Origin of the sequence: Nitratireductor luteus (assembly GCF_026162365.1) — a bacterium.
GTDB classification, from domain to species: Bacteria; Pseudomonadota; Alphaproteobacteria; order Rhizobiales; family Rhizobiaceae; genus Chelativorans; species Chelativorans luteus.
On record NZ_JAOANW010000010.1, the window covers coordinates 75,771 to 102,354 of the forward strand.

Annotated in this window: 23 protein-coding genes; 6 read left to right on the plus strand and 17 right to left on the minus strand. The window is 61.6% G+C overall.

Annotation, left to right across the window (positions count from 1 at the left end; all coding sequences use genetic code 11):
* Position 1 precedes the first annotated feature (1 nt).
* The 14 genes from N1058_RS15885 to N1058_RS15950 all read right to left on the minus strand — a co-directional run bounded on the left by N1058_RS15885 (position 2) and on the right by N1058_RS15950 (position 17,398).
* Complete coding sequence (locus N1058_RS15885) at positions 2 to 427, minus strand: NAD(P) transhydrogenase subunit alpha part 2 (RefSeq protein WP_265518586.1); 426 nt, start codon at positions 425 to 427, stop codon at positions 2 to 4.
* On the minus strand, positions 427 to 1,791 hold the full coding sequence (locus tag N1058_RS15890; RefSeq protein WP_265518587.1) for a Re/Si-specific NAD(P)(+) transhydrogenase subunit alpha: 1,365 nt from the start codon (positions 1,789 to 1,791) through the stop codon (positions 427 to 429). Before N1058_RS15890 ends, N1058_RS15885 begins: the two co-directional genes overlap by 1 nt.
* A gap of 69 nt (positions 1,792 to 1,860) precedes the next feature.
* The gene (locus N1058_RS15895) at positions 1,861 to 2,088 is read right to left on the minus strand and encodes an aa3-type cytochrome c oxidase subunit IV (protein ID WP_265518588.1); all 228 of its coding nucleotides are present in this window, start codon (positions 2,086 to 2,088) and stop codon (positions 1,861 to 1,863) included.
* 152 nt (positions 2,089 to 2,240) lie between these two features.
* Entirely contained in the window at positions 2,241 to 3,086 is an 846-nt protein-coding gene (locus N1058_RS15900) for an ABC transporter ATP-binding protein (protein WP_265518589.1), read from the minus strand.
* Between the two features lie 91 nt (positions 3,087 to 3,177).
* The gene (locus N1058_RS15905; protein ID WP_265518590.1) at positions 3,178 to 4,497 is read right to left on the minus strand and encodes an ABC transporter substrate-binding protein; all 1,320 of its coding nucleotides are present in this window, start codon (positions 4,495 to 4,497) and stop codon (positions 3,178 to 3,180) included.
* 72 nt (positions 4,498 to 4,569) lie between these two features.
* The gene (locus N1058_RS15910) at positions 4,570 to 5,646 is read right to left on the minus strand and encodes a branched-chain amino acid ABC transporter permease (RefSeq protein ID WP_265518591.1); all 1,077 of its coding nucleotides are present in this window, start codon (positions 5,644 to 5,646) and stop codon (positions 4,570 to 4,572) included.
* Positions 5,647 to 5,650: 4 nt separating this feature from the next.
* Positions 5,651 to 6,610 (minus strand): branched-chain amino acid ABC transporter permease, encoded by a 960-nt coding sequence (locus N1058_RS15915; protein ID WP_265518592.1) that lies wholly within the window; start codon positions 6,608 to 6,610, stop codon positions 5,651 to 5,653.
* Positions 6,611 to 6,664: 54 nt separating this feature from the next.
* Positions 6,665 to 6,811, minus strand: a complete 147-nt coding sequence (locus N1058_RS15920; RefSeq protein ID WP_265518593.1) for a DUF3096 domain-containing protein — start codon at positions 6,809 to 6,811, stop codon at positions 6,665 to 6,667.
* Positions 6,808 to 7,647, minus strand: coding sequence for an ABC transporter ATP-binding protein (locus N1058_RS15925; RefSeq protein WP_265518594.1), 840 nt, complete (start codon positions 7,645 to 7,647; stop codon positions 6,808 to 6,810). The genes N1058_RS15920 and N1058_RS15925 overlap by 4 nt, the downstream gene beginning before the upstream one ends.
* Positions 7,644 to 9,620 (minus strand): AMP-dependent synthetase/ligase, encoded by a 1,977-nt coding sequence (locus tag N1058_RS15930; RefSeq protein ID WP_265518595.1) that lies wholly within the window; start codon positions 9,618 to 9,620, stop codon positions 7,644 to 7,646. The genes N1058_RS15925 and N1058_RS15930 overlap by 4 nt, the downstream gene beginning before the upstream one ends.
* 179 nt (positions 9,621 to 9,799) lie before the next feature.
* Positions 9,800 to 10,474: a Crp/Fnr family transcriptional regulator gene (locus N1058_RS15935; protein ID WP_265518596.1), complete on the minus strand. Its 675-nt coding sequence runs from the start codon at positions 10,472 to 10,474 to the stop codon at positions 9,800 to 9,802.
* A 94-nt stretch (positions 10,475 to 10,568) separates the two neighbouring features.
* On the minus strand, positions 10,569 to 11,357 hold the full coding sequence (locus N1058_RS15940) for an N-acyl amino acid synthase FeeM domain-containing protein (RefSeq protein ID WP_265518597.1): 789 nt from the start codon (positions 11,355 to 11,357) through the stop codon (positions 10,569 to 10,571).
* Positions 11,358 to 11,510: 153 nt separating this feature from the next.
* Complete coding sequence (locus tag N1058_RS15945; protein ID WP_265518598.1) at positions 11,511 to 13,817, minus strand: putative bifunctional diguanylate cyclase/phosphodiesterase; 2,307 nt, start codon at positions 13,815 to 13,817, stop codon at positions 11,511 to 11,513.
* A gap of 104 nt (positions 13,818 to 13,921) precedes the next feature.
* On the minus strand, positions 13,922 to 17,398 hold the full coding sequence (locus tag N1058_RS15950) for an indolepyruvate ferredoxin oxidoreductase family protein (RefSeq protein ID WP_265518599.1): 3,477 nt from the start codon (positions 17,396 to 17,398) through the stop codon (positions 13,922 to 13,924).
* A gap of 22 nt (positions 17,399 to 17,420) precedes the next feature.
* On the opposite strand from N1058_RS15950, the gene N1058_RS15955 reads away from it, so the two are divergent.
* The 3 genes from N1058_RS15955 to N1058_RS15965 all read left to right on the plus strand — a co-directional run bounded on the left by N1058_RS15955 (position 17,421) and on the right by N1058_RS15965 (position 19,784).
* Positions 17,421 to 17,744, plus strand: coding sequence for a hypothetical protein (locus N1058_RS15955; protein ID WP_265518600.1), 324 nt, complete (start codon positions 17,421 to 17,423; stop codon positions 17,742 to 17,744).
* Positions 17,745 to 17,820: 76 nt separating this feature from the next.
* Positions 17,821 to 18,393, plus strand: a complete 573-nt coding sequence (locus N1058_RS15960; protein WP_265518601.1) for a TRAP transporter small permease subunit — start codon at positions 17,821 to 17,823, stop codon at positions 18,391 to 18,393.
* Positions 18,393 to 19,784: a TRAP transporter large permease gene (locus tag N1058_RS15965; RefSeq protein WP_265518602.1), complete on the plus strand. Its 1,392-nt coding sequence runs from the start codon at positions 18,393 to 18,395 to the stop codon at positions 19,782 to 19,784. The genes N1058_RS15960 and N1058_RS15965 overlap by 1 nt, the downstream gene beginning before the upstream one ends.
* Before the next feature lie 96 nt (positions 19,785 to 19,880).
* Here N1058_RS15965 and N1058_RS15970 read toward each other — a convergent pair whose 3' ends face one another.
* A complete protein-coding gene (locus N1058_RS15970) occupies positions 19,881 to 20,975 on the minus strand; it encodes a TRAP transporter substrate-binding protein (protein ID WP_265518603.1) in 1,095 nt (364 codons plus the stop codon).
* A 265-nt stretch (positions 20,976 to 21,240) separates the two neighbouring features.
* Between N1058_RS15970 and N1058_RS15975 the strand changes: the two genes are divergently transcribed.
* On the plus strand, positions 21,241 to 22,011 hold the full coding sequence (locus tag N1058_RS15975; RefSeq protein ID WP_265518604.1) for a gamma-glutamyl-gamma-aminobutyrate hydrolase family protein: 771 nt from the start codon (positions 21,241 to 21,243) through the stop codon (positions 22,009 to 22,011).
* Position 22,012: 1 nt separating this feature from the next.
* Here the strand turns inward: N1058_RS15975 and N1058_RS15980 are convergent, their stop codons facing one another.
* Together N1058_RS15980 and N1058_RS15985 are read right to left on the minus strand one after the other, a co-directional pair.
* Positions 22,013 to 22,408, minus strand: a complete 396-nt coding sequence (locus N1058_RS15980; RefSeq protein WP_265518605.1) for a hypothetical protein — start codon at positions 22,406 to 22,408, stop codon at positions 22,013 to 22,015.
* 70 nt (positions 22,409 to 22,478) lie between these two features.
* On the minus strand, positions 22,479 to 23,456 hold the full coding sequence (locus tag N1058_RS15985) for a 2-hydroxyacid dehydrogenase (protein ID WP_265518606.1): 978 nt from the start codon (positions 23,454 to 23,456) through the stop codon (positions 22,479 to 22,481).
* A 224-nt stretch (positions 23,457 to 23,680) separates the two neighbouring features.
* Here N1058_RS15985 and xylB point away from each other — a divergent pair, with 224 nt between their 5' ends.
* Together xylB and xylA are read left to right on the plus strand one after the other, a co-directional pair.
* Entirely contained in the window at positions 23,681 to 25,135 is a 1,455-nt protein-coding gene (gene xylB / locus N1058_RS15990) for a xylulokinase (protein WP_265518607.1), read from the plus strand.
* Positions 25,132 to 26,442: a xylose isomerase gene (gene xylA, locus N1058_RS15995; protein WP_265518608.1), complete on the plus strand. Its 1,311-nt coding sequence runs from the start codon at positions 25,132 to 25,134 to the stop codon at positions 26,440 to 26,442. Before xylB ends, xylA begins: the two co-directional genes overlap by 4 nt.
* Positions 26,443 to 26,584 lie beyond the last annotated feature (142 nt).

The following is a 26,584-nucleotide window of genomic DNA, read 5'->3' on the forward strand; positions in this document are numbered from 1 at the left end:
GTCACTTGTCCTTCTTCTTGTACATGGCCAGCATGCGCTGGGTCACCAGGAAGCCGCCGAAGATGTTCACGGAGGCGAGCACCAGCGCGACGAAGCCGAAGCCGGTGGCAAGGCCGGAGGCCGAAATGCCCACAGCCAGCAACGCGCCCACGACGATCACCGAGGAAATCGCATTGGTGACCGACATCAACGGCGTGTGCAGCGCCGGCGTCACCGACCAGACCACGTAGTAGCCGACGAAAATCGCCAGCACGAAGATCGCCAACCGGAAGACGAAGGGGTCGATCGCACCGCCGCTGGCGCCGTGCGCCAGTGCACCGGCGGCGTCCGCCACTTCGGCCGACTGCATGCTTTCGACGGCGGCGCGCACGCTGGCCACCGCGCGCTCGAGCTGATCGAGCGCCTTTTCAATTGCCGTTGGTTCCATCAGACGTCTCCCCCCGATTTGGGCGTTGCCGGCTTCCGGGCCGGCGCCTTGCGCGTCGTGGCCGGGCGCTTGGCTGCCGTTTTGGCTTCGCTTGATTTTGCTGCGGTTGATTTCGCCGGCGCGGACTTCGCAGCCGCTCTGCGGGCCGGGGTCTTCTTCGGAGCGACCTCGAGGCCCGGCTCGGTGCCCTTTGCCGCCTTGGCTACCTGCGGGTCGATCTTGGCCGGCGCCGCGGCGGTATCGGCGAAGTTCGGATGCATCAACTTGCCACCATGGGTCAGCATGGTCGCCTTGACCAGCTCATCCTCCATGTCGATCTCAAATTCCTTCGTCTCCTTGTCGACCATGGCCTCCAGGAAGGTGTAGAGGTTCTTGGCGTAGAGCAGCGACGCGGAAGCCGCCACCCGGCCCGGCACGTTGAGATGGCCGATGATCTTCACATCATTCGCCGTCGTCACCACCTTGCCGGCGACGGCGCCCTCGACATTGCCCCCGCGCTCCACCGCCAGGTCGACGACCACCGAGCCGGCGCGCATCGACTTCACCATATCCGCCGTCACCAGCCGCGGCGCTGGCCGCCCCGGGATGAGCGCGGTGGTGATGACGATATCCTGCTTGGCGATATGCTCGGCAACAAGCTCGGCCTGGGCCTTCTTCTCCTCGTCGGTGAGCTCGCGGGCATAGCCGCCCTCACCGGAAGCATCCTTGAGCGCGTCGGTCATGATGAACTTCGCACCGAGCGACTGGACCTGCTCACCCGCCGCCGCGCGCACATCCGTCGCGGTAACGACGGCGCCCAGCCGGCGTGCAGTGGCAATCGCCTGAAGGCCGGCCACACCTGCGCCCATGACGAAGACCTTGGCCGCCGGCACGGTGCCTGCCGCTGTCATCATCATCGGCAACGCGCGGTCATATTCAGCAGCTGCGTCGATCACCGCCCGATAGCCTGCAAGATTGGCCTGGGAGGAGAGGACGTCCATCGATTGGGCGCGCGTGATGCGCGGCATGAACTCCATGGCGAGGCCCGTCACGCCGGCTTTCGCCATTGCTGCGATCTCGTCCTCGTTGCCGTAAGGGTCCATGGACGCGATGACGACCGCGCCTTTTTTGTAGGTCTTGAGTTCGGAAGCTTGCGGGCGGCGCAGCTTCAGGATGATATCGGCCTTGGCCGCATCACCGGCCGTGCCGATCTTCGCTCCCGCCTTTTCGAAATCGCTATCGACGATGCGCGAAGGAAGGCCTGCCCCCTTCTCCACCGTCACCTCGAAGCCCAGCCCGGTAAGCCGCTTCACCGTGTCCGGCGATGCGGCGACTCGCGGTTCGTTGGCATCGAGCTCCTTGGGCACGAATAGTCTTTGTCCCACCGTCAATTCCTTTCGGTTGGACCGTCCTCTCCCCACATTGGCCCCGCTGGCGCGGGGCCGGCTGCGTGCCTAGCGCAGCAGCCACCCCCCCAGGGCGCAGATGAGGACAAAGAGAACGGTACTGGAGAAAAAGCCTGCAGAAGTGAAAAAGCCGAAGGCCATCGCAACGAGGATCGCGATGATGATCAGGCTCGAATACTTCGTGATCGTCAAAAACAGATTGTAGGTGCGCTCGTGTTCTGTGTAGTCCATTTCCGCACCCGTCTCGACCGGACCGGCCGGCTTGTCGTCTGCCATCGCTAAACCCCATGGGATAAGATTTGCGATGGGGAATAGCGAAAACCAGCGTCAAGGGCAATGGCAGGATTGCCGCATTCGGTACGCAGCTTGCCCGTTTCAGCGCCCGGCGTGCAAGATGCACCCTCTATTTCCGCGGGATGAAACCCGCGCTATGACAGCCAGCGCTTGCGCCGCTTGTAGTGCTTGACGTTACGGAATGAACGCCGCCCCTCGCCGCCGACTCCCAGATAGAACTCCTTCACATCCTCGTTCTCGCGCAAGGCCTTGGCCTCGCCATCGAGCACGATTCGGCCAGCCTCGAGAATATAGCCGTATTTGGCATAGCGCAGCGCCACATTGGTGTTCTGCTCCGCAAGCAGGAACGACACGCCCTGCTCCTCGTTGAGCTTTCGCACGATCTCGAAGATTTCCTCAACAAGCTGTGGGGCAAGTCCCATGGACGGCTCGTCGAGCAAGATCATCTTCGGCCGCGACATCAGCGCCCTGCCGATCGCCGTCATCTGCTGCTCGCCGCCCGACGTATAGCCCGCCTGGCTGTTGCGGCGCTCCTTGAGACGCGAGAAATAGGTGTAGACCAGATCGAGATCGCGGCGGATGGCCGCCTGGCCGTCCCGCCGCGTGAAAGCGCCGGTGAGAAGATTATCCTCCACCGAAAGATGTCCGAAGCAATGCCGCCCCTCCATCACCTGGATGCAGCCCTGGCGCACCAGATCGTTGGGCGACAGATTCTGGACCTGGTTGCCGTCGAAGACGATGTTGCCCTTGGTCACCTCACCGCGCTCGGCGTGAAGCAGGTTGGAGATGGCTTTGAGCGTCGTGGTCTTGCCGGCACCGTTCGCGCCCAGAAGCGCCGTGATGCCGCCGCGAGGTACGGTCAGGGACACGCCCTTGAGCACCAGGATCACATGGTCGTAGATGACCTCGATATTGTTGACCTCGAGGATGGTGGGTGCCGGGTCTTGCTTTTGCGCCGTTGCGCTTTCCGGAGTGGTCATCACTTACTCATTCAGCTTGGAACTGCGCGCCTTCGGTAAACGCCATCATCCCGGCTCCCCCTGTGGTCGGCCGGGATGACGTTTTTCTCTTTTACATCTCGCACTCTTCATTCACGGGCCAGGGCGCATTGGCCTCGGCATATTCCTTGGCTTTCTCTTCCTCCAGCGGCTCGATCGCGCTGCGATCCGGCTGGATGATGTCGGATACCTTGACGAACTTGGAGCCGTCCCATTCGAGCATCCAGCCACCGCCATGGCCGGTATGGTCGGCGCATGAGGTCGAGAATGGCACCAGCATGCCTTCCGCCCCGAGTTCCTTGAGCCGCGCCTCGTCGAGCTTGATGTTCTCAAGCCCCCAGCGCACCTGCTCGGCATTGGGTGTCTGAGTGTCGAATTCTTCCTGGGCAGCACGGATACCTTCTACCAGGATGACCGAGATCATGATGCCGCGCTGATAGAACACGGAATCGAACTCGCCTTCCGCCTGGTTGATCTGCGACTTACCGGCGTCGACCACATGGGTCTTGATGTCCTGCATCAGGCTGGACTCGGAGTTCGGGACACTCCACGAAATCGAGCGGTAGCCCTTGCCCTGGTCCCCTATCAGCTTGAGGTCGCCGTCGTGGCCGGACCACCAGATCCCCAGGAACTGATCCATCGGATATTTGGTCTTGGCGGCTTCGGTCAAGGCGCCGGCATTCATCGCCCCCCAGCCCCACATGATCACATAGTCGGGCCGCTCGCGGCGGATTTGCAGCCACTGCGCCGCCTGGTTCTGCATCTCCGTCAGCCCGACCGGAATGGGCAGAAAGGTGAACCCGTGTTCGCCCGCCAGCTTCTCGAACAGCGGGATGGGCTCCTTGCCATAGGGATGGTCGAGATGCAGAAGCGCAATCTTCTTGCCCGACAGGCTGGAAAGATCGTTATCCGAAATGTGATTGAGGATCATCGATGCGCCATCCCAATAAGAGGAAGGCGGGTTATAGGCCCACTGGAACACCTTGCCGTCGGCCATGGCAGAGAAGCCGTATCCTGGCGCCAGGATCGGTATTTCATCTACGTTCGATTTCGGCAGCACCTGCAGCGTGATACCCGTCGACCAGGGCTGCGTGACCACGGCATTGGCCTTGGTCTTCTCGTAGCACTCCACCCCCTTCTCGGTGTTGTAGCCGGTCTCGCATTCATCATAGACCAGCTTGGCGCCGTTGAGGCCGCCATCGCGCTCGTTGAGAAGCGTGATGTAATCGCGCTGGCCGTTCATGAGCGGCGTTCCCGTCGCCGCAAAAGGCCCTGTGCGATAGGACAGGTTGGGGATATAGATCGACCCGTCCTGCGCGAGTGCCGGTGCGGCGAACACGACGCCCGCCGCCATGGCCGACGCCGTCGCGGCTGCTTTCATCCATGTCTTCATGCTCATTTCCTCCACTTGTCCGTTTTTCCTTATGGATGGGGCGAACCGGCCCCGTTTTCGCAGCCCGTTCCGCTAATGCGGGAACGGCCACAATATCAGTTTCTCCCGTATGACCGCCCAGAACCGCGCAAGCCCATGCGGCTCGACGATCAGGAAGGTGATGATGAGTGCCCCTACGATCATCACGTTCAGATGCTCCACCATGGCTGAATCGATCGGTATGCCGAACGTTGCCGGCACCGTGCTTACGATCACCGGCAGGGCAACGATCAGGATCGCGCCCAGGTAATTGCCCAGGATCGAGCCGAGCCCGCCGATGATGGCGATGAACAGGACCCGGAAAGACAGCGGAATATCGAACAGATTGGCCTCCGCCGCGCCGCGCCACAGGAACACGAACAGCGCACCGGAAACGCCGACGATATAGGACGACACGAAAAACGCCGTCAGCTTCGCCCGCATCAGGTTGATGCCGACCAGTTCGGCGGCGATGTCCATGTCGCGCACCGCCTTCCACATGCGGCCGATGCGGCCGCGCGTGATGTTGATGGCGAACAAGGTGATGACCGATACGACGCCGAGCACGAAGTAATACTGGGTCATTGCGGTGGCGCGCGGACCGGCAACCGTGATGCCGAACATGTCGATATTAGGCACCTGGATCGCGCCCGAAGCATTATAGTTGTAGAGCCACGCCCATTTCTGGAACAGCCAGACCAGGAAGAACTGGGCAGCCAGCGTGGCGATGGCCAGATAAAACCCCTTGATCCTGAGCGACGGCAGCCCGAACAGCACGCCGACCGCCGCCGAGAAGAAGCCCGACATGGCGATGGCGATCACGATGTTCATTTCGGGGAATATGGTCAGCAGCTTGTAGCAGGCATATGCGCCCACCCCCATGAAGGCCCCGGTGCCGAGCGAAAGCTGCCCCGCATAGCCGGTGAGAATGTTCAGACCCAGCGCCGCCAGCGAATAGATGAGCACGGGGATCAGCAGCGCCCGGAATGTGAACTCGCTCGCCGTCAGCGGAAACACGACGAAGGCAAGCAGCAGGACGAAGCCCAGCAGATAGGCATCCTGCCGCACGGGAAACAACGCGTGGTCCGCCTTGTAGGAAATCTTGAACTGGCCGGCTGTACGATAGAGCATCCGATTACACCCGCTCGATGATGCGTTCGCCGAACAGTCCCTGCGGCCTGAACAGGAGAACCATCAGCGCCAGTACGTAGGCAAACCAGGCTTCCGTATTGCCACCGAGCAGCGGTTGGCCCCAATAGATCTCGAACAGCTTTTCCAGGATGCCGATCGCGAGTCCCCCGATGATCGCGCCCATCACGCTCTCCAGTCCGCCCAGCATGAGCACCGGCAGCGCCTTGTAGGCGATGACCTCCAGCGCGAAGGAAACCCCCGCGCGGGCGCCCCACACGATGCCCGTGGCCAGCGCGATGACGCCGGCGATGAACCAGACGATAACCCAGATCGTCGACAGCGAGATACCGACCGAAAGCGCCGCCTGATGGTCGTCGCCGAGCGCCCGGATCGCCCTGCCGATCTTCGACTTGTTGAGGAAGACGAGCAGGCTTGCGACGAGAATCCCGGCGCCGATCACCGCCGTCAGGTCCTTTTCCTCGATGGAGACGAACCCGCCGAACGGCTCGAACAGGATGCTGCCTGTCGGAATGCCGAGTTGCTCGGTTATCATCACCTTGTTCTCGCCGCCGAAGATGATCTCCCCCAGCCCGATCAGGAAGAGGGTGATGCCAATCGTCGCCATGAACAGGATGATGTCCGGCTGGTTGACCAGCGGCCTGAGCACCACCCGCTCGATGGAGATGGCCAGAAGCAGCATGACACCCAGCGTCAGCGGCAGGGCAAGAAGCGCCGGCACGCCCATCTCATACAGGCCCACTAGCGTCAGAGCCGCAAACACGACCATGATGCCCTGCGCGAAATTGAAGATGCGCGAGGATTTGTAGATGAGCACGAAACCAAGCGCGATCAGCGCGTAGAGTACGCCGCCCACCAGCCCTTCCCACAGGACCTGCAGCAGGAAATCGGGCGCGGCCGCCATGTCGGCGAACGGCTTCACGAAGATGGCGTTCAAGAGTTCCATCAATTGCTCCTCCCCAAGGCTTCCGAGGAAGCGTGAGCCGCCGACATGTTCATGCTATCCCATGATCCCTGGAAACAACCCGATCAGCCCGATCAGGATGAGATAGAAGGCGACGATATAGTTCAGCAGCCGAGGTACGACGAGAATCAGTATCCCGGCGATCAGCGAGACGAGCGGCGTAAGCGATATATCCATCATCATGGCATTTCCTCTCCATGCGGGACGCCCAGATAGGCGTCGATCACATCCTGGTTGTTCTTCACTTCATCGGGCGTGCCATCGGCGATCTTCTTGCCGTAGTCGAGCACGACCACCCGGTCCGACAGATCCATCACCACGCCCATATCGTGCTCGATGAGCGCGATGGTTGTACCACGCTGCTGGTTCACATCGATGATGAAACGGCTCATGTCCTCTTTCTCTTCGAGATTCATGCCGGCCATCGGTTCGTCGAGCAAAAGCAGGCTCGGCTCCATGGCAAGCGCGCGCCCAAGCTCGACCCGCTTTTGCAGGCCATAGGGCAGCTTGCCCACGGGAGTGCGCCTGATGTGCTGGATCTCGAGGAAATCGATGATCTCCTCCACCTTCTCGCGATGCTCGATCTCTTCATTGAGCGCCGGCCCGTGCCAGAGCATCTGCCAGACGATGTTGCGCTTCATCATGACGGAGCGCCCGGTCATGATGTTGTCCAGCGTCGACATGCCCTTGAAGAGCGCGACATTCTGGAAGGTGCGTGCAATGCCCTGGCCCACCGCCTCATGCGACTTCATGGCCCGCCGCTCCTTGCCGCGAAAGGTGATCGTTCCTTCCTGCGGGGTATAGAAGCCGTTGATGACATTGAGCATCGACGTCTTGCCGGCGCCGTTCGGGCCGATGATGGCACGTATCTCGCCCTTTTTCACATTGAGGGAAATGTCCGTTATCGCCTTGACGCCGCCAAAGGCCAGCGAGACGTTTCTGACATCGAGAAGTACCGCCCCCGCGGCGATGCCGTCGTCGGGCGTGGTCATCTGCTTATGATCGGGACGCTGGTTCATTCCGCCGCCTCCGCCATCGGACTCCCGTCCGTCGCCACGATCTCGGCATCGACGATGCGTATATTGGCGCTGATGACACCCTTGCGCCCGTCCTCATAGGTAACCTGCGTCTCGGCAAATATCTCGGGGCTGCCGTCATAGAGCGCTTCGATCAGGGCGTCGTAGCGCTCGGCGATGAAGGAACGCCGTACCTTCTGGGTGCGGGTGAGTTCGCCGTCATCGGCATCGAGTTCCTTGTGCAGAACGAGGAAGCGGCGAATCTGGGATGCCGCCATCATAGGCTCCGCCGCCAGCCGGCGATTGGCCTCGGCGACATGATTCGAGATGATTTCATAGACGCGCGGATGGCCCGCCAGCTCCTGATAGGATGCATAGGCAATGTTGTTGCGCTCCGCCCAACTGCCGACGGCCTGCAGGTCGATATTGATGAAGGCGGCGCAGAAGTCCCGGCCGTGGCCGAAGGCGACAGCCTCCTTGATGTCGGGGAAGAACTTCAGCGCGTTCTCGATATATTTCGGAGCGAACAGCGCGCCGTTTGAAAGCTTTCCCACGTCCTTGGCGCGGTCGATGATCCTGAGTTGGCCGTCGCTGTCGAAGAAGCCGGCATCGCCGGTATGCACCCAGCCATCGGGCGTCTTGGTTTCCCGCGTCGCCTCCTCGTTCTTGTAATAGCCGAGGAACACACCCGGCGACCGGTACATGACCTCGCCGCTGTCGGCGATCCTGATCTCGACCTCCGGCGACGGCAGCCCCACCGTATCAGGCCGTATGTTTCCGTCCGGCTGGGCCGTGATGTAGACCGTCGCCTCCGTCTGCCCGTAGAGTTGCTTGAGGTTTAGTCCGATCGACCGGTAAAAGCTGAAAAGCTCCGGACCGATCGCCTCGCCGGCCGTATAGCCGACGCGGAGCCGCGACATGCCGATGCGATCCTTCAACGGGCCATAGACCAGAAACTCGCCCAGGCCGTATCTGACGCGGTCCCATGCCCTGACGGCCTCGCCGTTCAATATCTTCTCGCCGACCTTGCGGGCATGGGCGAGGAAGTAATGGAACATCGCCTTCTTGGACCGACTCGCATCCTCCATGCGCACCATGATCGTCGTCAGCAATGTCTCGAAGACCCGCGGCGGCGCGAAAAAATAGGTCGGCGCAATTTCGCGCCGGTCCTCGTTCACCGTCTCAGCGCTCTCCGGGCACGCGACGCAAAAGCCAGCCGTATAGGACTGCGCCACTGAAAAGACGTGGTCGCCCACCCAGGCGAGCGGCAGATACGCGATGATCGTCTCATGCTCGTCCAGCCGGTCGAATGCATTGGCATTGAGCGCCGAGCGCACGAGATTGTCGTGCGACAGCATCACGCCCTTGGGCCGGCCCGTGGTTCCCGACGTATAAAGCATGACGCCCAGATCGCCTCCCTTGCCCCTGGCGATCTCCTCCAGCCAGGCATTGGCCGTATCCGGGCTATCGGCAAGCCGTTTGAGGCCGGCCTCCCGCAGCGCCGAATAATCGTGCAGATGCGCGTGATCGTAGTCCCGCAGCCCACGCGGTTCGTCATAGATGATCTCGGAAAGGCGGGTCGTCTGGTCGGCGATGGAGAGCAGCTTGTCGACCTGCTCCTGGTCTTCGACGACCGCAAACTTCACCTCGGAGTGTTCAAGCACATAGGCCATCTCCTCGGCCACCGAATCGGCATAGACCGGCACCGGCACGCCGCCCAGCGACTGCACCGCCGCGAAGGTCCAGTAGAGCCGCGGCCTGTTGGAGCCGATGACGGCAACCCGATCGCCGCGCTTGAAGCCAACGGATTGCAGGCCGAGCGCGAATGCCCGCACCTCTTCGAGCTGTTGATCCCATGTCCAGCTTTGCCAGATGCCGAAATCCTTGTGACGCATGGCAGGTCGGCCACTGAACCGTTCGGCGTTCAACAGCAGATATTTGACAAGCGTATCGGGTGACGCGAAAGGTTGCGCCAATCCGTCCTCCTCCCATTGCGGCGACTTGCCGCCGCCCTTGCCGAGCGCTCCTCCGCGCCCGGTTTATGTTTCCGCGTTGAAGTTTCCACGAAACCGGGTGGCAATCAACACGCCCCTTGACAGACGAGGGAAGCTTTTGCCTTTATTATCAGGCCGAATTGTGGGTGCTCGCGCTGTTTTCAGCTATCGTACTGGCTCAGCGCGTCCGGTTGCAGTACCGTGATGCGCCCATGGGTCGATCGCAGGAGCCCCTCCTCCTCGAGTTCCTTCATGGCCCGATTCACGACCTGTCGCGAAACACCGGCTAACAATCCCAGCTCTTCCTGGCTGATTTCGATCTCATTGTCGGTCCGTGGATAAAGCACGGGATTGAAGAACCACGACAGGTTGCGCGCCACCCGCGCCTTGGGATGCAGGATGCGGTCATATTCGGTGGTCGCGATGAACTGCCCCAACCGCTCATTGAGCTGGCGCACGAGGAAGCGATTGAAACCGGTGCTGTTTTCGTAGAACCACATGAAGGTCGATCGCTGCATCATGGCGACCTTTGTGTCGCGAATCGCCACGAGATCGTATTTGCGTGCCTCGTCCTTCAGCACCGAGCCTTCGCCGAACCAGCTCCCGCTGGCTGCGCCGGCAAAGGTCATTGCCTTGCCATGGGCGGAGATCGCGCTGATCTTCACCAGCCCATCGGCGACTCCCGTCCAGTAGTCCAGCTTGTCGCCTCGATGGCAGATATAACTGCCCTTGGGATAGTGGCGCTCGGCCAAGCCACGCGCAGCGCGGTCAAGCTCGCCTTCCGTAAGTTCGCCCGACCAGATGGCGGCGCGGGCAGCATCTTCTTTTTGGCTCATGGCACTACGCAATACGAGCACTGCCGTCCCGATGGCAGCGCATTACCTCTTACCGCTTATGACCTTCAAAGGAGGCCAAGGCAAGCGTGCGTCATCAAGCAGCGTGGTGCAGATACTTCGCTGTCGGCAAAACCGTGAGAGGCGTGGTCTCGCCCTCGCCCGGCTGGCCGAACAACAGGCGCTGCTCGGCGGGTGTCGAGTGGAAAAACGGAAAGCGCGACACGATCGGCCCGAACTCCTTGGCGCACTCGCCCCCGTAGAGCATAAGGGGAATGCTGATCGGCGGATATTGGCGCGGCGCGCTCATCTGGCGCGCACCGAAAATGCGTTGATAGAACGCAGTATGCTCCTGGCGGATCAGGCAGGCACAATAGGTCGACCGGAAATATTCATAACCGACGATCACCAGCCGCAGCGAGACATAGGGCAAAACCCGGTATTCCCTGGCGACATCCGGATCGGCGGCGAACATGCTCGGATTGATGATGCTGTCGCCCCGATCGATGATCGGCCGGACAATGTCGCCAAACCCCTTGGTCACGGGGCCATGCGGATTGTCGCGGTCGATCTGGTGGAGACGCACCGTACTCACCAGGCAATTGTCTATGTAAATGCCGAACACATGGCTGTTGGGCAATTCATCGAGATCGTCTTTTGTGGAGCGAGCGGGGGATTCGGAAACGAAGCCGTGCGGCCGGTACGCCTTATAGCGCAGCCGGTACATCGCCTCGAGGTCTTCGCCACTCTCGCAGCGTCGATATTCAGTGCGCTCCAGCAGCGCCAGGACATTGCGAACGAAACTGGATGAAGGACCGGAGTGATTGATCGGCCCACGCTCGCCAGTTTCCATGCTCTTCGCGTTCGCGGAAACGCTGGAACTCATGCCCGATCCCCTCGTCTACTACAATCACAGGGTAGTGCACCGCTCGATCGTGTAAAGCATTTAAGTCGAAGTTTCACATTTACGATACATTAAGGTTAACAACCGGTGAAACTGACGAAGAATTCGGCACACAGTCGTTCAGATGCGCAGCATTTAGGCAGAAACGGGATTGAAAGATGCTTGCGACTCGTGGCTGAAAGACCAGCGTTGGTCCGACATGGTCCTTATACCGGAAGCCGTCAGTGCCGATCCGAAAAGGAATCCCTGGACAAGCTCCGGTTGAACCGCGTCCGACAGGAGCTTGAGCTGGGCGAAGGTTTCCACCCCCTCCACCGTCACCGTCAGGCCGAGATTACGGGAGAGCTCCACCACGCTCTTCAGAAGCCGAAGCGAACGCTCGTCGCTCGTGATGTCGGCAACGAAACTTCCATCGATCTTGACCTTGTCCAGCGGCAACGTGTGCAGATAGCTCAAGCTGGAATAACCCGTCCCAAAATCGTCCAGAGCGATCGTCACGCCCAGTTTCTTCAGTTCCTCTAGATAGGCGCTGGTGGCGGAAGTGTCATCCAGTACCGCGGTCTCGGTGACTTCCAGCTCTAGGCGCTCGGGCGCCAGGCCCGACGCCGCAAGCGCGTTCTTCACCTTCTGGACCACGCCGGCACTGTGAAAGTCCTTCGCAGACAGGTTTACCGAAACGCGCAGCCCATCCGGCCACTTGGCGCATTCAGCACAGGCGATGCACAGCACCATTTCGCTGATCTCGGAGACGATGCCCATCTCCTCGGCCAGCGGAATGAAGGCGGCCGGCGAAATCGGGCCGAGTTCCGGATGGTCCCATCGACACAGTGCCTCACTGCCGCCGATCTGCATCGTGTGCATGTCGATGATCGGCTGAAACACTACGCGCAGGCTCCGCGTCTGGATGGCAGTGCGCAGGTCAGCCTTCAGCGTCTGGCGGTTCCTGAACGCAATGTCCATTTCGCGCTGGAACAGCCGCCAGCCATTCTTTCCGAACTCCTTCGCCTGGTACAGCGCAAGATCAGCCTTGACGATCAGATCGTCGACATTTGCCCCATCGACTTGCAAGAGCGCCGCTCCGCTGCTCACCTGGATGCGCAGCAGATTACCGGCCACGTCAATCTCGCCGCTGAGCGCCTCGAATATCGTATCCATGCGCATGGCGAGATCGTCCTCGCCTTCGACATGGTTGAAGAAGATCGTAAACTCGTCACCACCGAAACGGCTGATCCTGACGTCGTCCTTGGCGAATTCGGCGAGGCGCTCGGCGACGCAGTAGATCATGCCGTCGCCGACCGGATGTCCCAGCGTGTCGTTGATGCTCTTGAAATCGTCGAGATCGAACACGGCCAGCGCACAGTACCGACCCCGATCGCCGCCTTCCAGCAGTTCCGATACCTCTTCATGGAAGAAAGCCCGGTTGGACAGATTCGTTAGACTGTCATAGCGCGCCATGAAGCGGATTTTCGCCTCAGCCTCGACACGCGCCGTCACCTCCTCGAAAGTCAGGACCCCCAACTCGTCGCGGCCCTCTCGTGCCGAAAACTCGAGATAGCGCCCGTCCAGGAGACGCAGCAGGACTTTCCGGTTACGGCCCTCACGCAGCGCTTTCGCCAACTGCCGCTCGGCATATTCGAAGTCCTTGCGGTCCAGCAGCCCGGCGGCCACGCCCCGCGTGAGCAGGGCCTTGAGCGACCGGCCCATCATTTGGGTGGAGGAGCGGAACTGCAGCTTCTCGACCGCCTGCGCGTTGGCCACAACCACCCGCCCTTCCGGGCTGAACATTATCAGTCCGTGGGACATGGTGTTGAGGGCCCGGTCGAAGCGCTGCGCAAGCCGGGAAGAACGTTTTTCCTCGCTGATCGCGTGAAACAACACCGTGCGGACCAAGTGCGCCATCTTCATGATCACGAGCATGAAAGGGGCGATGAAAAGGCCCAGGGTGAAGTGATAGATGTCGCCCTTGAGCATTAGCCCGAGCGCCATCGGAAAGACGGCGGTCAGGGTCAGGATGGAGACCATTTTGGTCGAACCGTAATTGCGGCCGGCAATGGTAATGGCGCCGCACAATACAGCCGAAACAGCAGCCAGTTCGCTGAATGAATCGTCGCCCAGAACAAGGGCGCTGAACCCGAACATGCCCACGGTCAAGCCGTGGATGGAGCCCCACAGGATGTAGCGCTGCTCCCAGCGGAGCGCGGATGCATAGTCCGAGATCAGGGCGTGGTCCACGCGCGTGATCAGCCAGTAGCGCCAGAGGCCTGCTCCAAGCATGAGGGGGGCCATGGCAAGATGCACGACGTTGCCCGTCTTGTGGTAGAGCAAAACGGCAATGGCGGCAAAGCAAAGTGCGCCGATCGGCAGCACACCCACGTCCTGAAACAGCGACCGGATGTAGCCGACATACACGTCTTCAGAAATGTGTGCCTTGCTGTTTTTCACTACCCGCACCTATTACGCGGGCTCAGCTATCGCACAGGCGACTTAAGAAAGCTTTATAGCTGATATCGCTTATGATTCGATCATTTGTGCGATGCGAAAATACACTATTCCGCCGCCTCCAGCAATGGGCCGGGCCCATCGTGCTTCAGCCGGTCGACAAGGCGCGCCCTTTCCTGCTTCGCCTTTTCGGCATTGGCTTCCTTGACATGTCCATATCCCCGGATGATCGCCGGAATGCTGGCAAGCGCCGCGGCGGCTTCTATCTTCTCGGCGCGCAGCGATTTTTCGATCAGGTCGAGGTCGGCTTCATACCGGGTCAGTATTTGCCGCTCCATGCGGCGCTCGGCGGTGTAGCCAAAGACGTCCAGCGCCGTTCCGCGCAACCGCCGCGCGCGGGCGAGCAGCGAAAATGCCTTCATCATCCACGGCCCATAGCTGGTCTTCCGCAGATGCCCAGCGCTGTCCCTGCGGGCAAAGGCAGGCGGCGCCATGTGGAACTCCAGCCTGTCGAAGCTTTCGAACTCCGCTTCGAGCTGCCGCTGGAAGGAGCCGTCGGTGTAAAGCCGCGCAACCTCGTACTCGTCCTTTATCGCCATCAGCTTGAACAGGTTGCGGGCGGCCGCCTCCGTAACGGCAGTGGAACCCGGCGCTGCTTTTTCTTCCACCCGGCGCAATCTCTCGATGCGCTGACGATAGCGCTCGGCATACGCCTTGTTCTGATAGTCCGTGAGGAAAGCCACCCGGCGCTTGACGACCTCATCCAGGGTCTTGGCGATATCAGTGGAATGCGAAGGCGCAGCGCGGGCTACGACATCGCGCACATAATCGGGATCGTGTGCTGCCCTGCGTCCCCAATGGAACGCGCTGATATTCATCGAGACGGCCTGGCCGTTCAATTGGATCGCCTTTTCGATCGCCTCCGCCGCAACTGGCAACCCGCCGAACTGGTAGGCCATGCCCAGCATGAACATGTTGGCGCCGATTGAATTGCCGAACAGCACGGTCGCCGCCTGCGTCGCGTCGAAGAAATGCGACTTGCCTTCGCCGGCCGCCTGCGCTACCGCCTTCTTGAGCCGTTCCACCGGCAGCGAGAAATCGGCCGACCGCGCGAAATCGCCGGGCATCACCTCCGCGGTATTGGCCACGACTATCGTGTGGTCCTGCCGCACCGTCGAAAGCACCTTCTTGGCACCCGAAACCACAAGGTCGCAGCCAAGAACCAGATCGGCCTTTCCTGCCGAAACGTGGATCGAATAGACCTGCTCCGGCAATTTGGCGATGCGCAGATGCGAGAATACCGCACCGCCCTTCTGGGCAAGTCCCGCCATGTCTATGATGCCAGACCCCTTGCCTTCCAAGTGGGCCGCCATGCCGAGAATGGCTCCAATCGTCACAACGCCGGTGCCTCCGATGCCATCTACAACGCCCGCCCAGCCGTGATCGTCCAAAGGGAAAAGCGCCGGCTCCGGCACACGGTTCAGCGGATCCTCGCCGCCCGCCGCGCCCTCTAGCTTCTTCAGCTTCGCGCCGTGCACCGTCACGAAGGACGGGCAGAACCCGTTGACGCAGGAGAAGTCCTTGTTGCAGCTCGACTGGTCGATGCGCCGCTTGCGGCCGAACTCGGTCTCCACCGGCTGCACGGAGACGCAGTTGGACTTGACGCCGCAATCGCCGCAGCCCTCGCAAACCAGCTCGTTGATGATGACCCGCTTGTCGGGATCGGGAAACGTCCCGCGCTTGCGCCGGCGGCGCTTTTCAGCGGCGCATGTCTGGTCGTAGATCAGGACGGTGACGCCCTTCGTCTCCCGCAGGCTGAGCTGGACGCCGTCCAGATCGTCCCGGTGGTGGATCGTGGTTCCCTTGGGGAAATCGATGGCGCCTTTGTATTTTTCCGGTTCGTCGGAGACGACTGCGATGCGCGATACGCCTTCCGCGCGCACCTGCTCGGCAATCATGTCGACGGTCAGGCCGCCCTCGTGGGGCTGCCCGCCGGTCATGGCAACCGCGTCGTTATAGAGGATCTTGTAGGTGATGTTCATTCCCGACGCGAGCGCGAAGCGCAGCGCCAGGGAGGCGGAATGATTGTAGGTCCCGTCGCCCAGATTCTGGAAATAATGCTGCCGCTTGGAGAACGGCGCCTGACCGATGAATTGCGCCCCTTCGCCGCCCATCGCGGTAAAGCCGACCGTGTCGCGGTCCATCCACAGCGCCATGAAATGGCAGCCAATACCGCCGCCGGCAATCGAACCTTCCGGTACCCGCGTCGAACTGTTGTGAGGACAGCCCGAGCAGAAATAGGGCGTGCGCGTGGCGACATCCGTCGTGTCGGCCAGCATGGCCTGAAACTGGCGCAGCCGGGCTACCCGCGCGGAGATCTCCTCCGACGGACCGATCACCTTCAGGATGCGCTCGCCGATGGTGATGGCGATGTCGTTTGGGTCGAGGCCGCCGGTGGGCGAGAACAGGCGCTCGCCGCGCTCGTCCGACTTGCCGATGATGAGCGGGTGATTGGCCGTCGCGTAGAGGTTTTCGCGCAGTTGCACCTCGACCAGCGAGCGCTTTTCCTCGACCACGATAACCATGTCGAGCCCGCGCACGAACTCCGCCATGTGCTGGTAGTCGAACGGCCACGGGCAGGCCACCTTGAACAGCCGCAAGCCGATCTGGCTCGCCCGTTCCTCGTTTATGCCCAGATCGTCCAGTGCCTGCCGAACATCGAGATAGCTCGTCCCGAGCGTCACGATACCAATCTTCGGATTCCGCCCACCGGAAAAGACGATCCGGTTGAGGCCGTTCGCCTGCACGAAGGCGGCCGCTGCCGCCCGCTTGTAGTCGTGCAGCCGCGCCTCCTGGCCGAGCTGGTTCACCTCATGGCGGATATGCAGGCCGCCGGGAGGCAGGTCGATCTCCGGCAGCACGATGTCGAGCCGGTCCTGTGCGACGTCCACGGAGGCCGTCGATTCGATATTGTCCTTCACGCATTTGATGGCCGCCCAGGTGCCGGCAAAGCGCGACAGCGCGTAACCGTAGAGCCCATAGTCGATAAGCTCCTGCACGCCGGCCGGATTGAGGATCGGCACCATAGCGTCGACGAAGGCAAACTCGCTGGCATGCGCCACCGTCGAGGATTCGGCGGTATGGTCGTCGCCCATCAATGCCAGTACCCCGCCATGCTTCGAGGTCCCTGCCAGGTTGGCGTGGCGAAACACGTCGCCCGTGCGGTCCACACCCGGTCCCTTGGCATACCACAGGGCGAAAACGCCGTCGTAGCGGCCGTCGCCCAGGAGCTCCGTCTGCTGTGAGCCCCAACAGGCCGTCGCCGCCAATTCCTCGTTCAGCCCCGGCTGGAAAACCACATTCGAGGCGGCAAGCTCCTTGCGCGCCTTCCAGAGCTGCAGGTCGAAGCCGCCAAGCGGAGAGCCGCGGTAGCCCGACACGAAACCCGCCGTGTTCAGTCCCGCCTGCCGGTCGCGCTCGCGCTGCATCATGAGCATACGAACGACCGCCTGCGAACCCGAGACGAAGATGCGGTCCTTCGCAAGATCGTACTTGTCCGTCAGCGATATCTCATGCAGCGTCATAAATCGCTTCCTCCTGGACGGAATGGTGAGTCACGGCTCCAACCATCCGGACATCTTTCTCCTGCCTTCGCAGCCGGTCAAACGAAATCGCCCTCTTGAAAAAATCCGCAAGACCTGCCCGCTTCTTCGCGGCTGCGGCGACATTTTGTTTTGCTGGAACCTCGGAACACGAATGATTCTGTTCGGGCTGACGGACGCATTTACCACAGGTGGGCGCTCCGGCCCGAAAGATCAAATCTCGCAAATGCCACAGTTTTTTGTCTCGCTCACTTTTTCCCTTCCCATAAAGCTGCTAAAGACCGCCCGCCGCAGGGGCAACATGCATAACAAGATCAAGCTCCCGTAAGGCCGAGCCAGGGGGAAACCGATGAAGTCGTATAGGTCGCGCAGACCGATCTGCCGCATAGGGAAGGTATAGGCCGGTGCGCGCAATTGCTTTTCTCGTCCGCGCCATCAGCGGGCTGAATGCCTTGATAGGCAACATCTTCTCCTGGCTGTCACTGGCCATCGTTCTGGTCTGTTTTACCGTCGTCGTACAACGCTACGTGTTCTCCGTCAGCTACGTGTGGATGCAGGACCTTTATATCTGGCTGAATGGTGCCATGTTCACCGCCGTAGCCGGCTTCGCGCTTCTGCGAAACGACCATGTGCGCGTCGACATATTCTATCGTCCTGCAAGCATCCGGCGTAAGGCCATGGTCGACATCATAGGCGTCATATTCTTCCTGCTGCCCTTCTCCTGGGTCGTTTTCGCCTATGGCTGGACCTTCGTCTCCCGTTCCTGGCGTATCCATGAAGCCTCCGCCAATGTCGGCGGGATGCCGGGCTTGTTCATTCTGAAGACTTTCATCCTCGCCTTCGCCGCGCTTATCGCGCTCCAGGGCGTCGCCATGGTGCTTAGGTCGATCCTCGTCCTCACTGGAAACGAGGAATTGCTGCCGGAAAAGCTCCGCTATGAGCGGCAGGATACGGCCCCGGCGGAGGTCAGCATCTGATGGATCCGATCTTTATCGGCGAGCTCCTTTCCGGGCTCATGTTCTTCGGCATCATCGGTTTTCTGCTGCTCGGGTTCCCGGTGGCGTTCACCCTTGCCGGCGTGTCGCTGATGTTCGGCTTCGTGGGCATGTCGCTCGGGGTCTTCGATCCCTCGAACTTCGGCAGCCTGGCCAATCGCTATATCGGCTTCATGACCAACGAAGTCTTGGTCGCCGTGCCGCTGTTCATCTTCATGGGCGTTATCCTCGAGCGCTCCAAGATCGCCGAGCAACTGCTTCTCACCATGGGCAAGCTGTTCGGCAATCTCCGCGGCGGGCTCGGTATGTCCGTCATCGTAGTGGGCGCGCTTCTTGCCGCCTCCACCGGCGTGGTCGGGGCGACGGTCGTGACTATGGGCCTGATCTCGCTGCCGGCCATGCTGCGCGCCAATTACGATCCGCGCCTGGCGAGCGGCGTGATATGCGCCTCCGGCACGCTCGGTCAGATCATCCCGCCCTCGACGGTGCTGATCTTCATGGGCGACATGCTTTCCGGCATCAACTCCCAGGTGCAGATGGCGAAGGGCAACTTCGCGCCCACGCCGGTCTCCGTCGGCGATCTTTTCGCCGGCGCGCTGCTGCCGGGCGTCCTGTTGGTCGGGCTATACCTCGCCTGGGCCGTCGCCAAGGCCATCTTCGATCCCGAATCGTGCCCGGCCACACCCGTTCCGGAAGACGAGAAGAAGCATCTTATGCGCGAGATCGCAGTGGCGCTGGTGCCGCCGCTGCTTTTGATCATGACCGTGCTGGGTTCCATTCTCGGCGGCATAGCGACCCCCACCGAGGCCGCCTCGGTAGGCGCCGTCGGCGCCATGGTACTGGCTGCGCTGCGCTGGCGGCTTTCGTTCCGCGTATTGCGGGAGGCTGCAATCTCCACCGCCTCGATCACCTGCATGGTGTTCATCATCCTGTTCGGCGCGTCGGTATTCTCCATCGTCTTCCGCCTGATGGGCGGTGACAGCCTGGTGCATGAATTCCTCACCAACCTGCCCGGCGGCACGTTGATGGCCGTCGCCGTCGTGATGCTCATCATGTTCCTGCTGGGCTTCATCCTCGATACCTTCGAGATCATCTTCATCGTGATCCCGATCACCGCGCCGATCCTGCTTGCGCTGGATGTCGATCCGGTCTGGCTCGGCGTGCTCGTGGGCGTCAACCTTCAAACGAGCTTCCTGACGCCGCCCTTCGGCTTCGCGCTGTTCTACCTGCGCGGCGTCGCACCCAATTCGGTGACGACGGCGATGATCTACAAGGGGGTCATCCCCTTCGTGGTTCTTCAGCTTATTGCCATCGCGATCATGTTCGCTTTCCCGCAGATCGCCACCTGGCTGCCAAGGGCGATCTACAACTGACCGCTTTCGCGGCGACCCTAAACCGAACGGCTGAATCAACAGCCCGCAAAAAAGCCCGGGACAAGCCCGGGCTTTTTCAGTTCGGAGAATCTTCGATCAGATCTTGAAGAACTTTTCGCGCGCCTGCATGTAAGCGCCGTCGGTGCTTTCGCTGCGGGTACGCAGAACTCTGAGCGCATCGAGGAAGCTCTCGGTCGTCTTCTTCGTCAGCGCATCGTCGGAATCGCGCAGCCCTGTCATGATTTCCACAGCGGCATCGGCCCCGGCCTGCATGATATCGTCGGGGAAGGTACGCACCATCACACCGTGCTCATCGACCAGCGTCTTCAGGGCGCGGGGGTCGTTGGCGTAGAAGTCGGAAGCGACCTGGTCATATTCGGCCTGCGAACAATCCCTGATGATTGCCTGAAGGTCGGTAGGCAGCTCCTGATACTTCGCCTTGTCGACGACGAGTTCGGTGGCAAGGCCGGGCTCGATGAAGCTCGGGAAGTAATAGTTCTTGCACACCTGATAGAAGCCGAGAGCGAGATCGTTGTAGGGGCCGACAAACTCCGCCGCGTCGAGCGTACCGGACTGCAGCGCCTGGAAGATTTCGCCTGCCGCCATGTTGGTGACGGTCGCGCCGAGTTTTTCCCAAACCCGGCCGCCGAGGCCGGGGGTGCGGAAGCGAAGGCCCTGGACATCGGATAGACCGGTCAGTTCTTTACGGAACCAGCCGCCTGCCTGCGTGCCCGTGTCGCCGGACAAAAAGCCCTGCACGCCGAACTGGTCATAGATCTCGTCCCAGAGTTCCTGGCCGCCCATGTAGCGCACCCATGCGGCCATCTCGCGGGAAGTCATGCCATAGGGGACACCCGTGAAGAACGACAGGGCGATGCTCTTGTTCTGCCAATAATAGGCGGCGCCATGGCTCATCTCGGCCGAACCGTCGATGACGGCGTCCAGCGACTGCAACGGCGGCACGAGTTCGCCGGCGGCATAGACCTGGATGGTCAGGCGTCCGCCGGAAGCCGCGGTAATGCGGTCGGCCAGGCGCTGCGCACCCACGCCCAGCCCTGGAAAGTTCTTCGGCCACGTGGTGACCATGCGCCAGGTCTGGTTGCCCTGCGAGATGGCGGGCGTTGCAAGAGCGGACGCGCCAACGCCCGCGCCGGCCAATCCCGCCTTCTTGATGAATGAACGGCGATCCATGGAATACCTCCCGGAAATGAGGATCATTTTTCAAACGGATACGGGGCGCTGTGGCATCCCGCGCCATCCTCCCCCGAAGCCGGGCCGTATCAATACACGCGTCTTGCGCCAAGTCCAGTTGGGCGAACCCATCCATTTTGCGTTTGGTAAAATCTTGCACACAAAACGCTTTCCCTGTTGCAGCCACGGCGAAAGCAGTTGGAAAGCCGTCTCACGACGATTAGATGTGAGCAGGATTACCAGCGCCAGAAAGAGGCCGATCAGGATGAACCAGCCGCTCGTTGCCGTCTCCACGGACGTCAAGGAATTCGAGAGATACACATGGCACGCCGCGCCGGACCAATATCTGGAGGCTGCCCTGTCGGCGGCCGGCGTCTTGCCCGTGCTGGTGCCCTCTTTCGGCGACCGTCTCGATCTCGACAGCCTCCTTTCATCCGTGGATGGCGTGATGCTCACCGGCTCGAAGTCCAATGTGAACCCCAGCCATTACGGCAGGAAAGCGGACGAAAAAAACGGCCCCTATGACGAGCGTCGCGATGCGACCACATTGCCCCTGATCCGCAAGGCGATCGAGCGTGGCGTTCCGTTGCTCGCTATCTGCCGCGGCATTCAGGAGATGAATGTGGCCCTTGGCGGCACGCTTGCCGGCGAAATCCAGGAGCGCAAGGGCGCGATGGATCACCGCGCGCCCGAAAGCGACAGTCAGGACGAACGTTTCGCCATCCGCCATCCGGTTCATATCGAGGAGGGGTCGTGTTTGGCGGGCATCTTCGGTCCCGCTGAGATCAACGTCAACTCGGTTCACCGCCAGGGCATCGACCGGTTGGGTCCCAATCTCGCCGTGGAAGCGGTGGCCCCGGATGGCGCCATAGAAGCGGTCTCCGCCATAGGCGCCAAGGCCTTCGCGGTCGGCGTGCAATGGCATCCCGAATACTGGGCTGCCACCGACAATGCGTCCCGCAGGATCTTCGAAGCCTTCGGCGAAGCCGTCCGGGCCCACGCAAGCGCCCGCAGACCCGCAGCGGCGGCCGAGTAGCCTATTCGGCCGTCAGCGACATCAGCGGCGAGGCGGGCTTGAGCGATTCGAAGGCCACGCCGTCAGCAGCGAAGAACCGGGCGATCTCCCTACCGTCCGCCGCGGCGAAAACCACGTCCCCTTCGCCGCTCCTTTTCCATATCCGCGCATCGGCCAAGCGCGGAAGCAACTGGTAGCAGTCGTCCTCAGCCTTCAATTCGGCCGCATCCAGCCCCATTTCCACGCCCTTTTCGACCAAACAGCTTCCGTCTCGGCCGGAAACGCTGAGGCGATAACGCAAAAGCCCGCCCTTTTCAGCCACGGCCTTGCTGACCTCCACCATGCGGTCCTCCGGCCATATCGCAAAGGATGCGCCCGCAAGAGCGCCTACCAGCAACAAGGAGGTCATCATCTTCACAGGGAGCACTCCGAACTTTCGACAAGTGCGTCATTATTGCCGCCCAACGTTAACCGAACCTTGCGTCGCTTCAGCGCCCGGACTGGACGTGTTGTGTCTCCCATACCGGCGTGACCGGTGTGCCTTCCTCGAACCAGGCGATGAGGTTGTCGACGACGAGATCTGCCATTGCTTGGCGCGTGGCGATCGAGGCGGAGCCCACATGCGGCAGGAGGGTCGCGTTCTCACAAGCGAGCAAGGCCTGCGGCACATTCGGCTCATCGGCGAAGACATCGAGCCCGGCCGCCAGTATTGTGCCGTCGGCCAGCGCCTCGGCCAGCGCGACCTCGTCGACGGTGCTGCCGCGCCCGATATTGACGAAGACGCCGTTCGGCCCGAGCGCCTTCAGGACCTCCGCATTGACCGCCTTCTCCGTCGCCTCGCCGCCGGGCGCAACCGAGATCAGCGTGTCCACAGCTTCCGCCAGCGAAACGAGAGACGGGTGATAGGTGTAATCCTCGCCGTGGACCTGGCGGCGATTGTGGTAGCTGACGGACAGGCCGAAGGCTTCGATGCGCCGGGCGATGGCCCGCCCGATGCGCCCCATGCCAAAAATGCCGACGCTGCGCCCGCGCAGGCTACCCTTCGTCAGCGGGTAGGGCCCGTCGGAACGCCACTTTCCCGCCCGCAGATAATTCTCAGCGCGCCCCAGTTCGCGTACCGTGCAGAGGAGCAGCCCGAGCGCGGTATCGGCCACCTCCTCGGTCAGGACATCCGGGGTATTGGTGACCATGACATCCTTCTTGCCCGCATGCGCAGCGTCCACCGCATCATAGCCGACGCCGAAATTGGCGATGATCTCGAGATTGGGAAGGGCGTCGATGAAACCTGCGTCGATCGCTGTCATGGAGGCTACGCCCCTGACCTCCTTCTTCATCGCATCGTCCAGAAGCGCGGGATCGGCACGATCGATCCGCACAAGCCGAAAGCGCCCATTGATGCGTTCCACCGCATGCGGGTGAAGCTTTCCTGGTACAAGTATTGCGATATCCTGCGTCTCGCTCATCATGGGTCTCCTCTCGATCAGCCGGCACGATAGGAGGGGCGGCTGCAAAAGAAAAGGCATGATGATAATGTATCCATTATGTCATGCCGGGTCGGATTTCGCGGCCGTTCGATCACTTGCCCGATTGCCTAGCACCCGCTGCATGTGCTTGTTTGTTCGAGACTCGAAAAAAATCATGGTGCGAAGTTCGAGACCGGTTCGGTCTTTGACGGCGCGGGAGGAATGAAATGTATCTCGGGCTCGATCTCGGCACTTCCGGGGTCAAGGCGCTGCTCATCGGCGGCAATCAGGAAATCGTCGCTTCGACCAACGCCTCACTGGACGTGATGCGGCCCCACGCCGGCTGGTCCGAACAGGACCCGGCGGACTGGATCGCGGCAACCGAAGCCGCCATGGACCAGTTGAGGCGGTCGCATCCGACGGAACTGGCGGCGGTGCGCGGCATCGGCCTTTCGGGCCAGATGCACGGCGCAACCCTGCTGGACGCCGCCGACAAGCCCCTGCGCCCCTCGATCCTGTGGAACGACACGCGCAGCCATGCCGAGGCCGCCGCCCTCGACGCCAACCCCATCTTCCGCGATCTGACAGGCAACATCGTCTTTCCAGGTTTCACCGCGCCCAAGCTTGCCTGGGTGAAGGCCAATGAACCGGAGCATTTCAAGGCCACGGCCAAGGTGCTGCTGCCAAAGGATTATCTGCGGCTCTGGCTGACCGGGGAGCACGTCTCCGAAATGTCCGATGCCGCCGGCACCGCCTGGCTCGATGTCGCCTCCCGCCGCTGGTCTCCCAACCTCCTGGCCGCGACCGGCCTCGATGAAAGCCACATGCCCGGGCTGGTGGAAGGCACGGACGTTTCGGGGCGGCTGCGGCGGGAAATCGCTAGCCGTTGGGGAATGGCAGACGGCGTCGTCGTGGCCGGCGGCGCAGGCGACAACGCCGCCTCCGCCTGCGGCGCGGGCACGGTCGCGCCGGGCTCGGCATTCGTCTCGCTGGGCACCTCGGGCGTGCTCTTCGCGGCAAACGAAAGCTACCTGCCCAACCCGGCAAGCGCAGTGCATACATTCTGCCATGCCCTGCCCGCCACCTGGCATCAGATGGGCGTCATCCTGTCGGCGGCGGACTCGCTCAACTGGCTGGCCGGCATCTGCGGCCGCAAGCCTGCCGAACTGACCGCGGAACTGGGCGACACGCTGCGCACGCCGGGCAGCGCCACCTTCCTGCCGTATCTCTCCGGCGAGAGAACACCGCACAACGATGCCGCCATTCGCGGCAGCTTTTCCGGCCTGAGCCATCAGAGTGACCGGACCGCATTGACCCAGGCAGTGGTGGAAGGCGTCGCCTTCGCCTTCCGAGACAATCTGGAAGCGCTGAAATCCGCCGGCACCAGGCTCACCCGCCTTACCGCCATAGGCGGCGGCTCACGCTCGACCTATTGGCTGAAGGCGATTGCCACCGCGCTGGACCTGCCCGTCGACATCCCCGCCGAGGGCGATTTCGGCGCTGCGTTCGGTGCCGCCCGCCTCGGCCTGATTGCGGCGGAGAAGGCCGATCCCCTGTCGGTCTGCACACCGCCGGCCATCGCCGCCAGCATCGAGCCCGACGACCAATTCAGGCCGGCTTTCGAAGCAGCCTACCAACGCTACACCAGACTCTATCCCGCATTACGAGGAGCAACGACATGAGCACGGGTTTTTTCGGCAACATCGCCAAGATCGCCTATGAAGGACCAGACAGCGAAAACCCGCTGGCCTTCCGCCACTACAATCCCGACGAAAAAGTGCTGGGCAAGCGCATGGAAGACCATCTGCGCTTTGCCGTGTGCTACTGGCACAATTTCGTTTGGCCGGGCAACGATCCCTTCGGCGGCCAGACCTTCGAGCGCCCCTGGTTCGGTGAAACGATGGAGCTGGCGAAGCTCAAGGCCGATGTCGCCTTCGAGATGTTCGACATTCTCGGCGCGCCCTTCTACACCTTCCACGATCACGACGTGCGCCCGGAAGGCGAGACCTACAAGGAAAGCGTCGCCCGGCTGGACGAAATTGCCGACTATTTTGCCGGCAAGATGGAGAACGGCGGCCCCAAGCTCCTTTGGGGCACCGCCAACCTCTTCTCGAACCGCCGCTATATGGCGGGCGCGGCCACCAATCCCAATCCTGAAGTCTTCGCCTACGCCGCTGCCACCGTCAAAGCCTGCATGGACGTGACGAAAAGGCTGGGCGGGCAAAACTATGTGCTGTGGGGCGGGCGCGAAGGTTACGAGACGCTTCTCAACACCGATATGGGACGCGAGCTGGACCAGCTCGGCCGGTTCCTGACGATGGTCGTCGACTACAAGCACAAGATCGGCTTCGAAGGTACCATCCTGGTGGAGCCCAAGCCGCAAGAGCCGACCAAGCACCAGTACGATTTCGACGTCGCCACCGTCTACGGCTTCCTCAAGCGCTACGGACTTGAGAACGAGGTCAAGGTGAACATCGAGCAGGGCCACGCAATCCTCGCCGGCCACTCCTTCGAGCACGAGCTGGCGCTGGCCGGCGCGCTCGGGATCCTCGGGTCCATCGACGTCAACCGCAACGACTACCAGTCCGGTTGGGATACGGACCAGTTTCCCAACAACGTGCCTGAGGTGGCGCTGGCTTATTACCACGTCCTGCAGCAGGGCGGCTTTACCAGGGGCGGCACCAATTTCGATGCGAAGCTGCGCCGTCAGTCACTCGACCCTGAAGACCTGATCGCCGCCCATGTCGGCGGAATGGACGTATGCGCGCGCGGCCTCAAGGCCGCCGCCCGCATGGTCGAGGACAAGGCCCTGAGCGGACCGCTGGAGGAGCGTTACGCCGGCTGGCGGGATGCCGAGGCGCAGGCCATGCTCAAGGGCGAGCGCACGTTGGAGCAGATCGCGGATCGCGTGGCGAAAGAAGGTATCGAGCCGCAGCCGGTTTCCGGCCGTCAGGAGCGCCTGGAGAACATCGTCAACCGCTACGTCTAGAAACTTCCGGAAATGCGGGAGCAACGTCAGAGGTTTATCACCCGCTCCCCACTTTAGCCGGCTGAACAGCAAGCCCGTATCCGACCGGATGCGGGCTTATTTTTTCATAAGAGTGTCGCCAAATATTCATGCAACGGCCTTT

Bases quoted from the DNA above. Each gene is read 5' to 3' on its own strand.
- N1058_RS15910 (WP_265518591.1), bottom strand. From the start codon at position 5,646: ATGCTCTATCGTACAGCCGGCCAGTTCAAGATTTCCTACAAGGCGGAC.
- N1058_RS15935 (WP_265518596.1), bottom strand. From the start codon at position 10,474: ATGAGCCAAAAAGAAGATGCTGCCCGCGCCGCCATCTGGTCGGGCGAA.
- N1058_RS15950 (WP_265518599.1), bottom strand. From the start codon at position 17,398: ATGACGCTGCATGAGATATCGCTGACGGACAAGTACGATCTTGCGAAG.
- N1058_RS15940 (WP_265518597.1), bottom strand. From the start codon at position 11,357: ATGAGTTCCAGCGTTTCCGCGAACGCGAAGAGCATGGAAACTGGCGAG.
- N1058_RS15900 (WP_265518589.1), bottom strand. From the start codon at position 3,086: ATGACCACTCCGGAAAGCGCAACGGCGCAAAAGCAAGACCCGGCACCC.
- N1058_RS15970 (WP_265518603.1), bottom strand. From the start codon at position 20,975: ATGGATCGCCGTTCATTCATCAAGAAGGCGGGATTGGCCGGCGCGGGC.
- N1058_RS15975 (WP_265518604.1), top strand. From the start codon at position 21,241: ATGAACCAGCCGCTCGTTGCCGTCTCCACGGACGTCAAGGAATTCGAG.
- xylA (WP_265518608.1), top strand. From the start codon at position 25,132: ATGAGCACGGGTTTTTTCGGCAACATCGCCAAGATCGCCTATGAAGGA.
- xylB (WP_265518607.1), top strand. From the start codon at position 23,681: ATGTATCTCGGGCTCGATCTCGGCACTTCCGGGGTCAAGGCGCTGCTC.
- N1058_RS15925 (WP_265518594.1), bottom strand. From the start codon at position 7,647: ATGAACCAGCGTCCCGATCATAAGCAGATGACCACGCCCGACGACGGC.
- N1058_RS15985 (WP_265518606.1), bottom strand. From the start codon at position 23,456: ATGATGAGCGAGACGCAGGATATCGCAATACTTGTACCAGGAAAGCTT.
- N1058_RS15905 (WP_265518590.1), bottom strand. From the start codon at position 4,497: ATGAAGACATGGATGAAAGCAGCCGCGACGGCGTCGGCCATGGCGGCG.
- N1058_RS15965 (WP_265518602.1), top strand. From the start codon at position 18,393: ATGGATCCGATCTTTATCGGCGAGCTCCTTTCCGGGCTCATGTTCTTC.
- N1058_RS15915 (WP_265518592.1), bottom strand. From the start codon at position 6,610: ATGGAACTCTTGAACGCCATCTTCGTGAAGCCGTTCGCCGACATGGCG.
- N1058_RS15920 (WP_265518593.1), bottom strand. From the start codon at position 6,811: ATGATGATGGATATATCGCTTACGCCGCTCGTCTCGCTGATCGCCGGG.
- N1058_RS15895 (WP_265518588.1), bottom strand. From the start codon at position 2,088: ATGGCAGACGACAAGCCGGCCGGTCCGGTCGAGACGGGTGCGGAAATG.
- N1058_RS15885 (WP_265518586.1), bottom strand. From the start codon at position 427: ATGGAACCAACGGCAATTGAAAAGGCGCTCGATCAGCTCGAGCGCGCG.
- N1058_RS15955 (WP_265518600.1), top strand. From the start codon at position 17,421: ATGGTGAGTCACGGCTCCAACCATCCGGACATCTTTCTCCTGCCTTCG.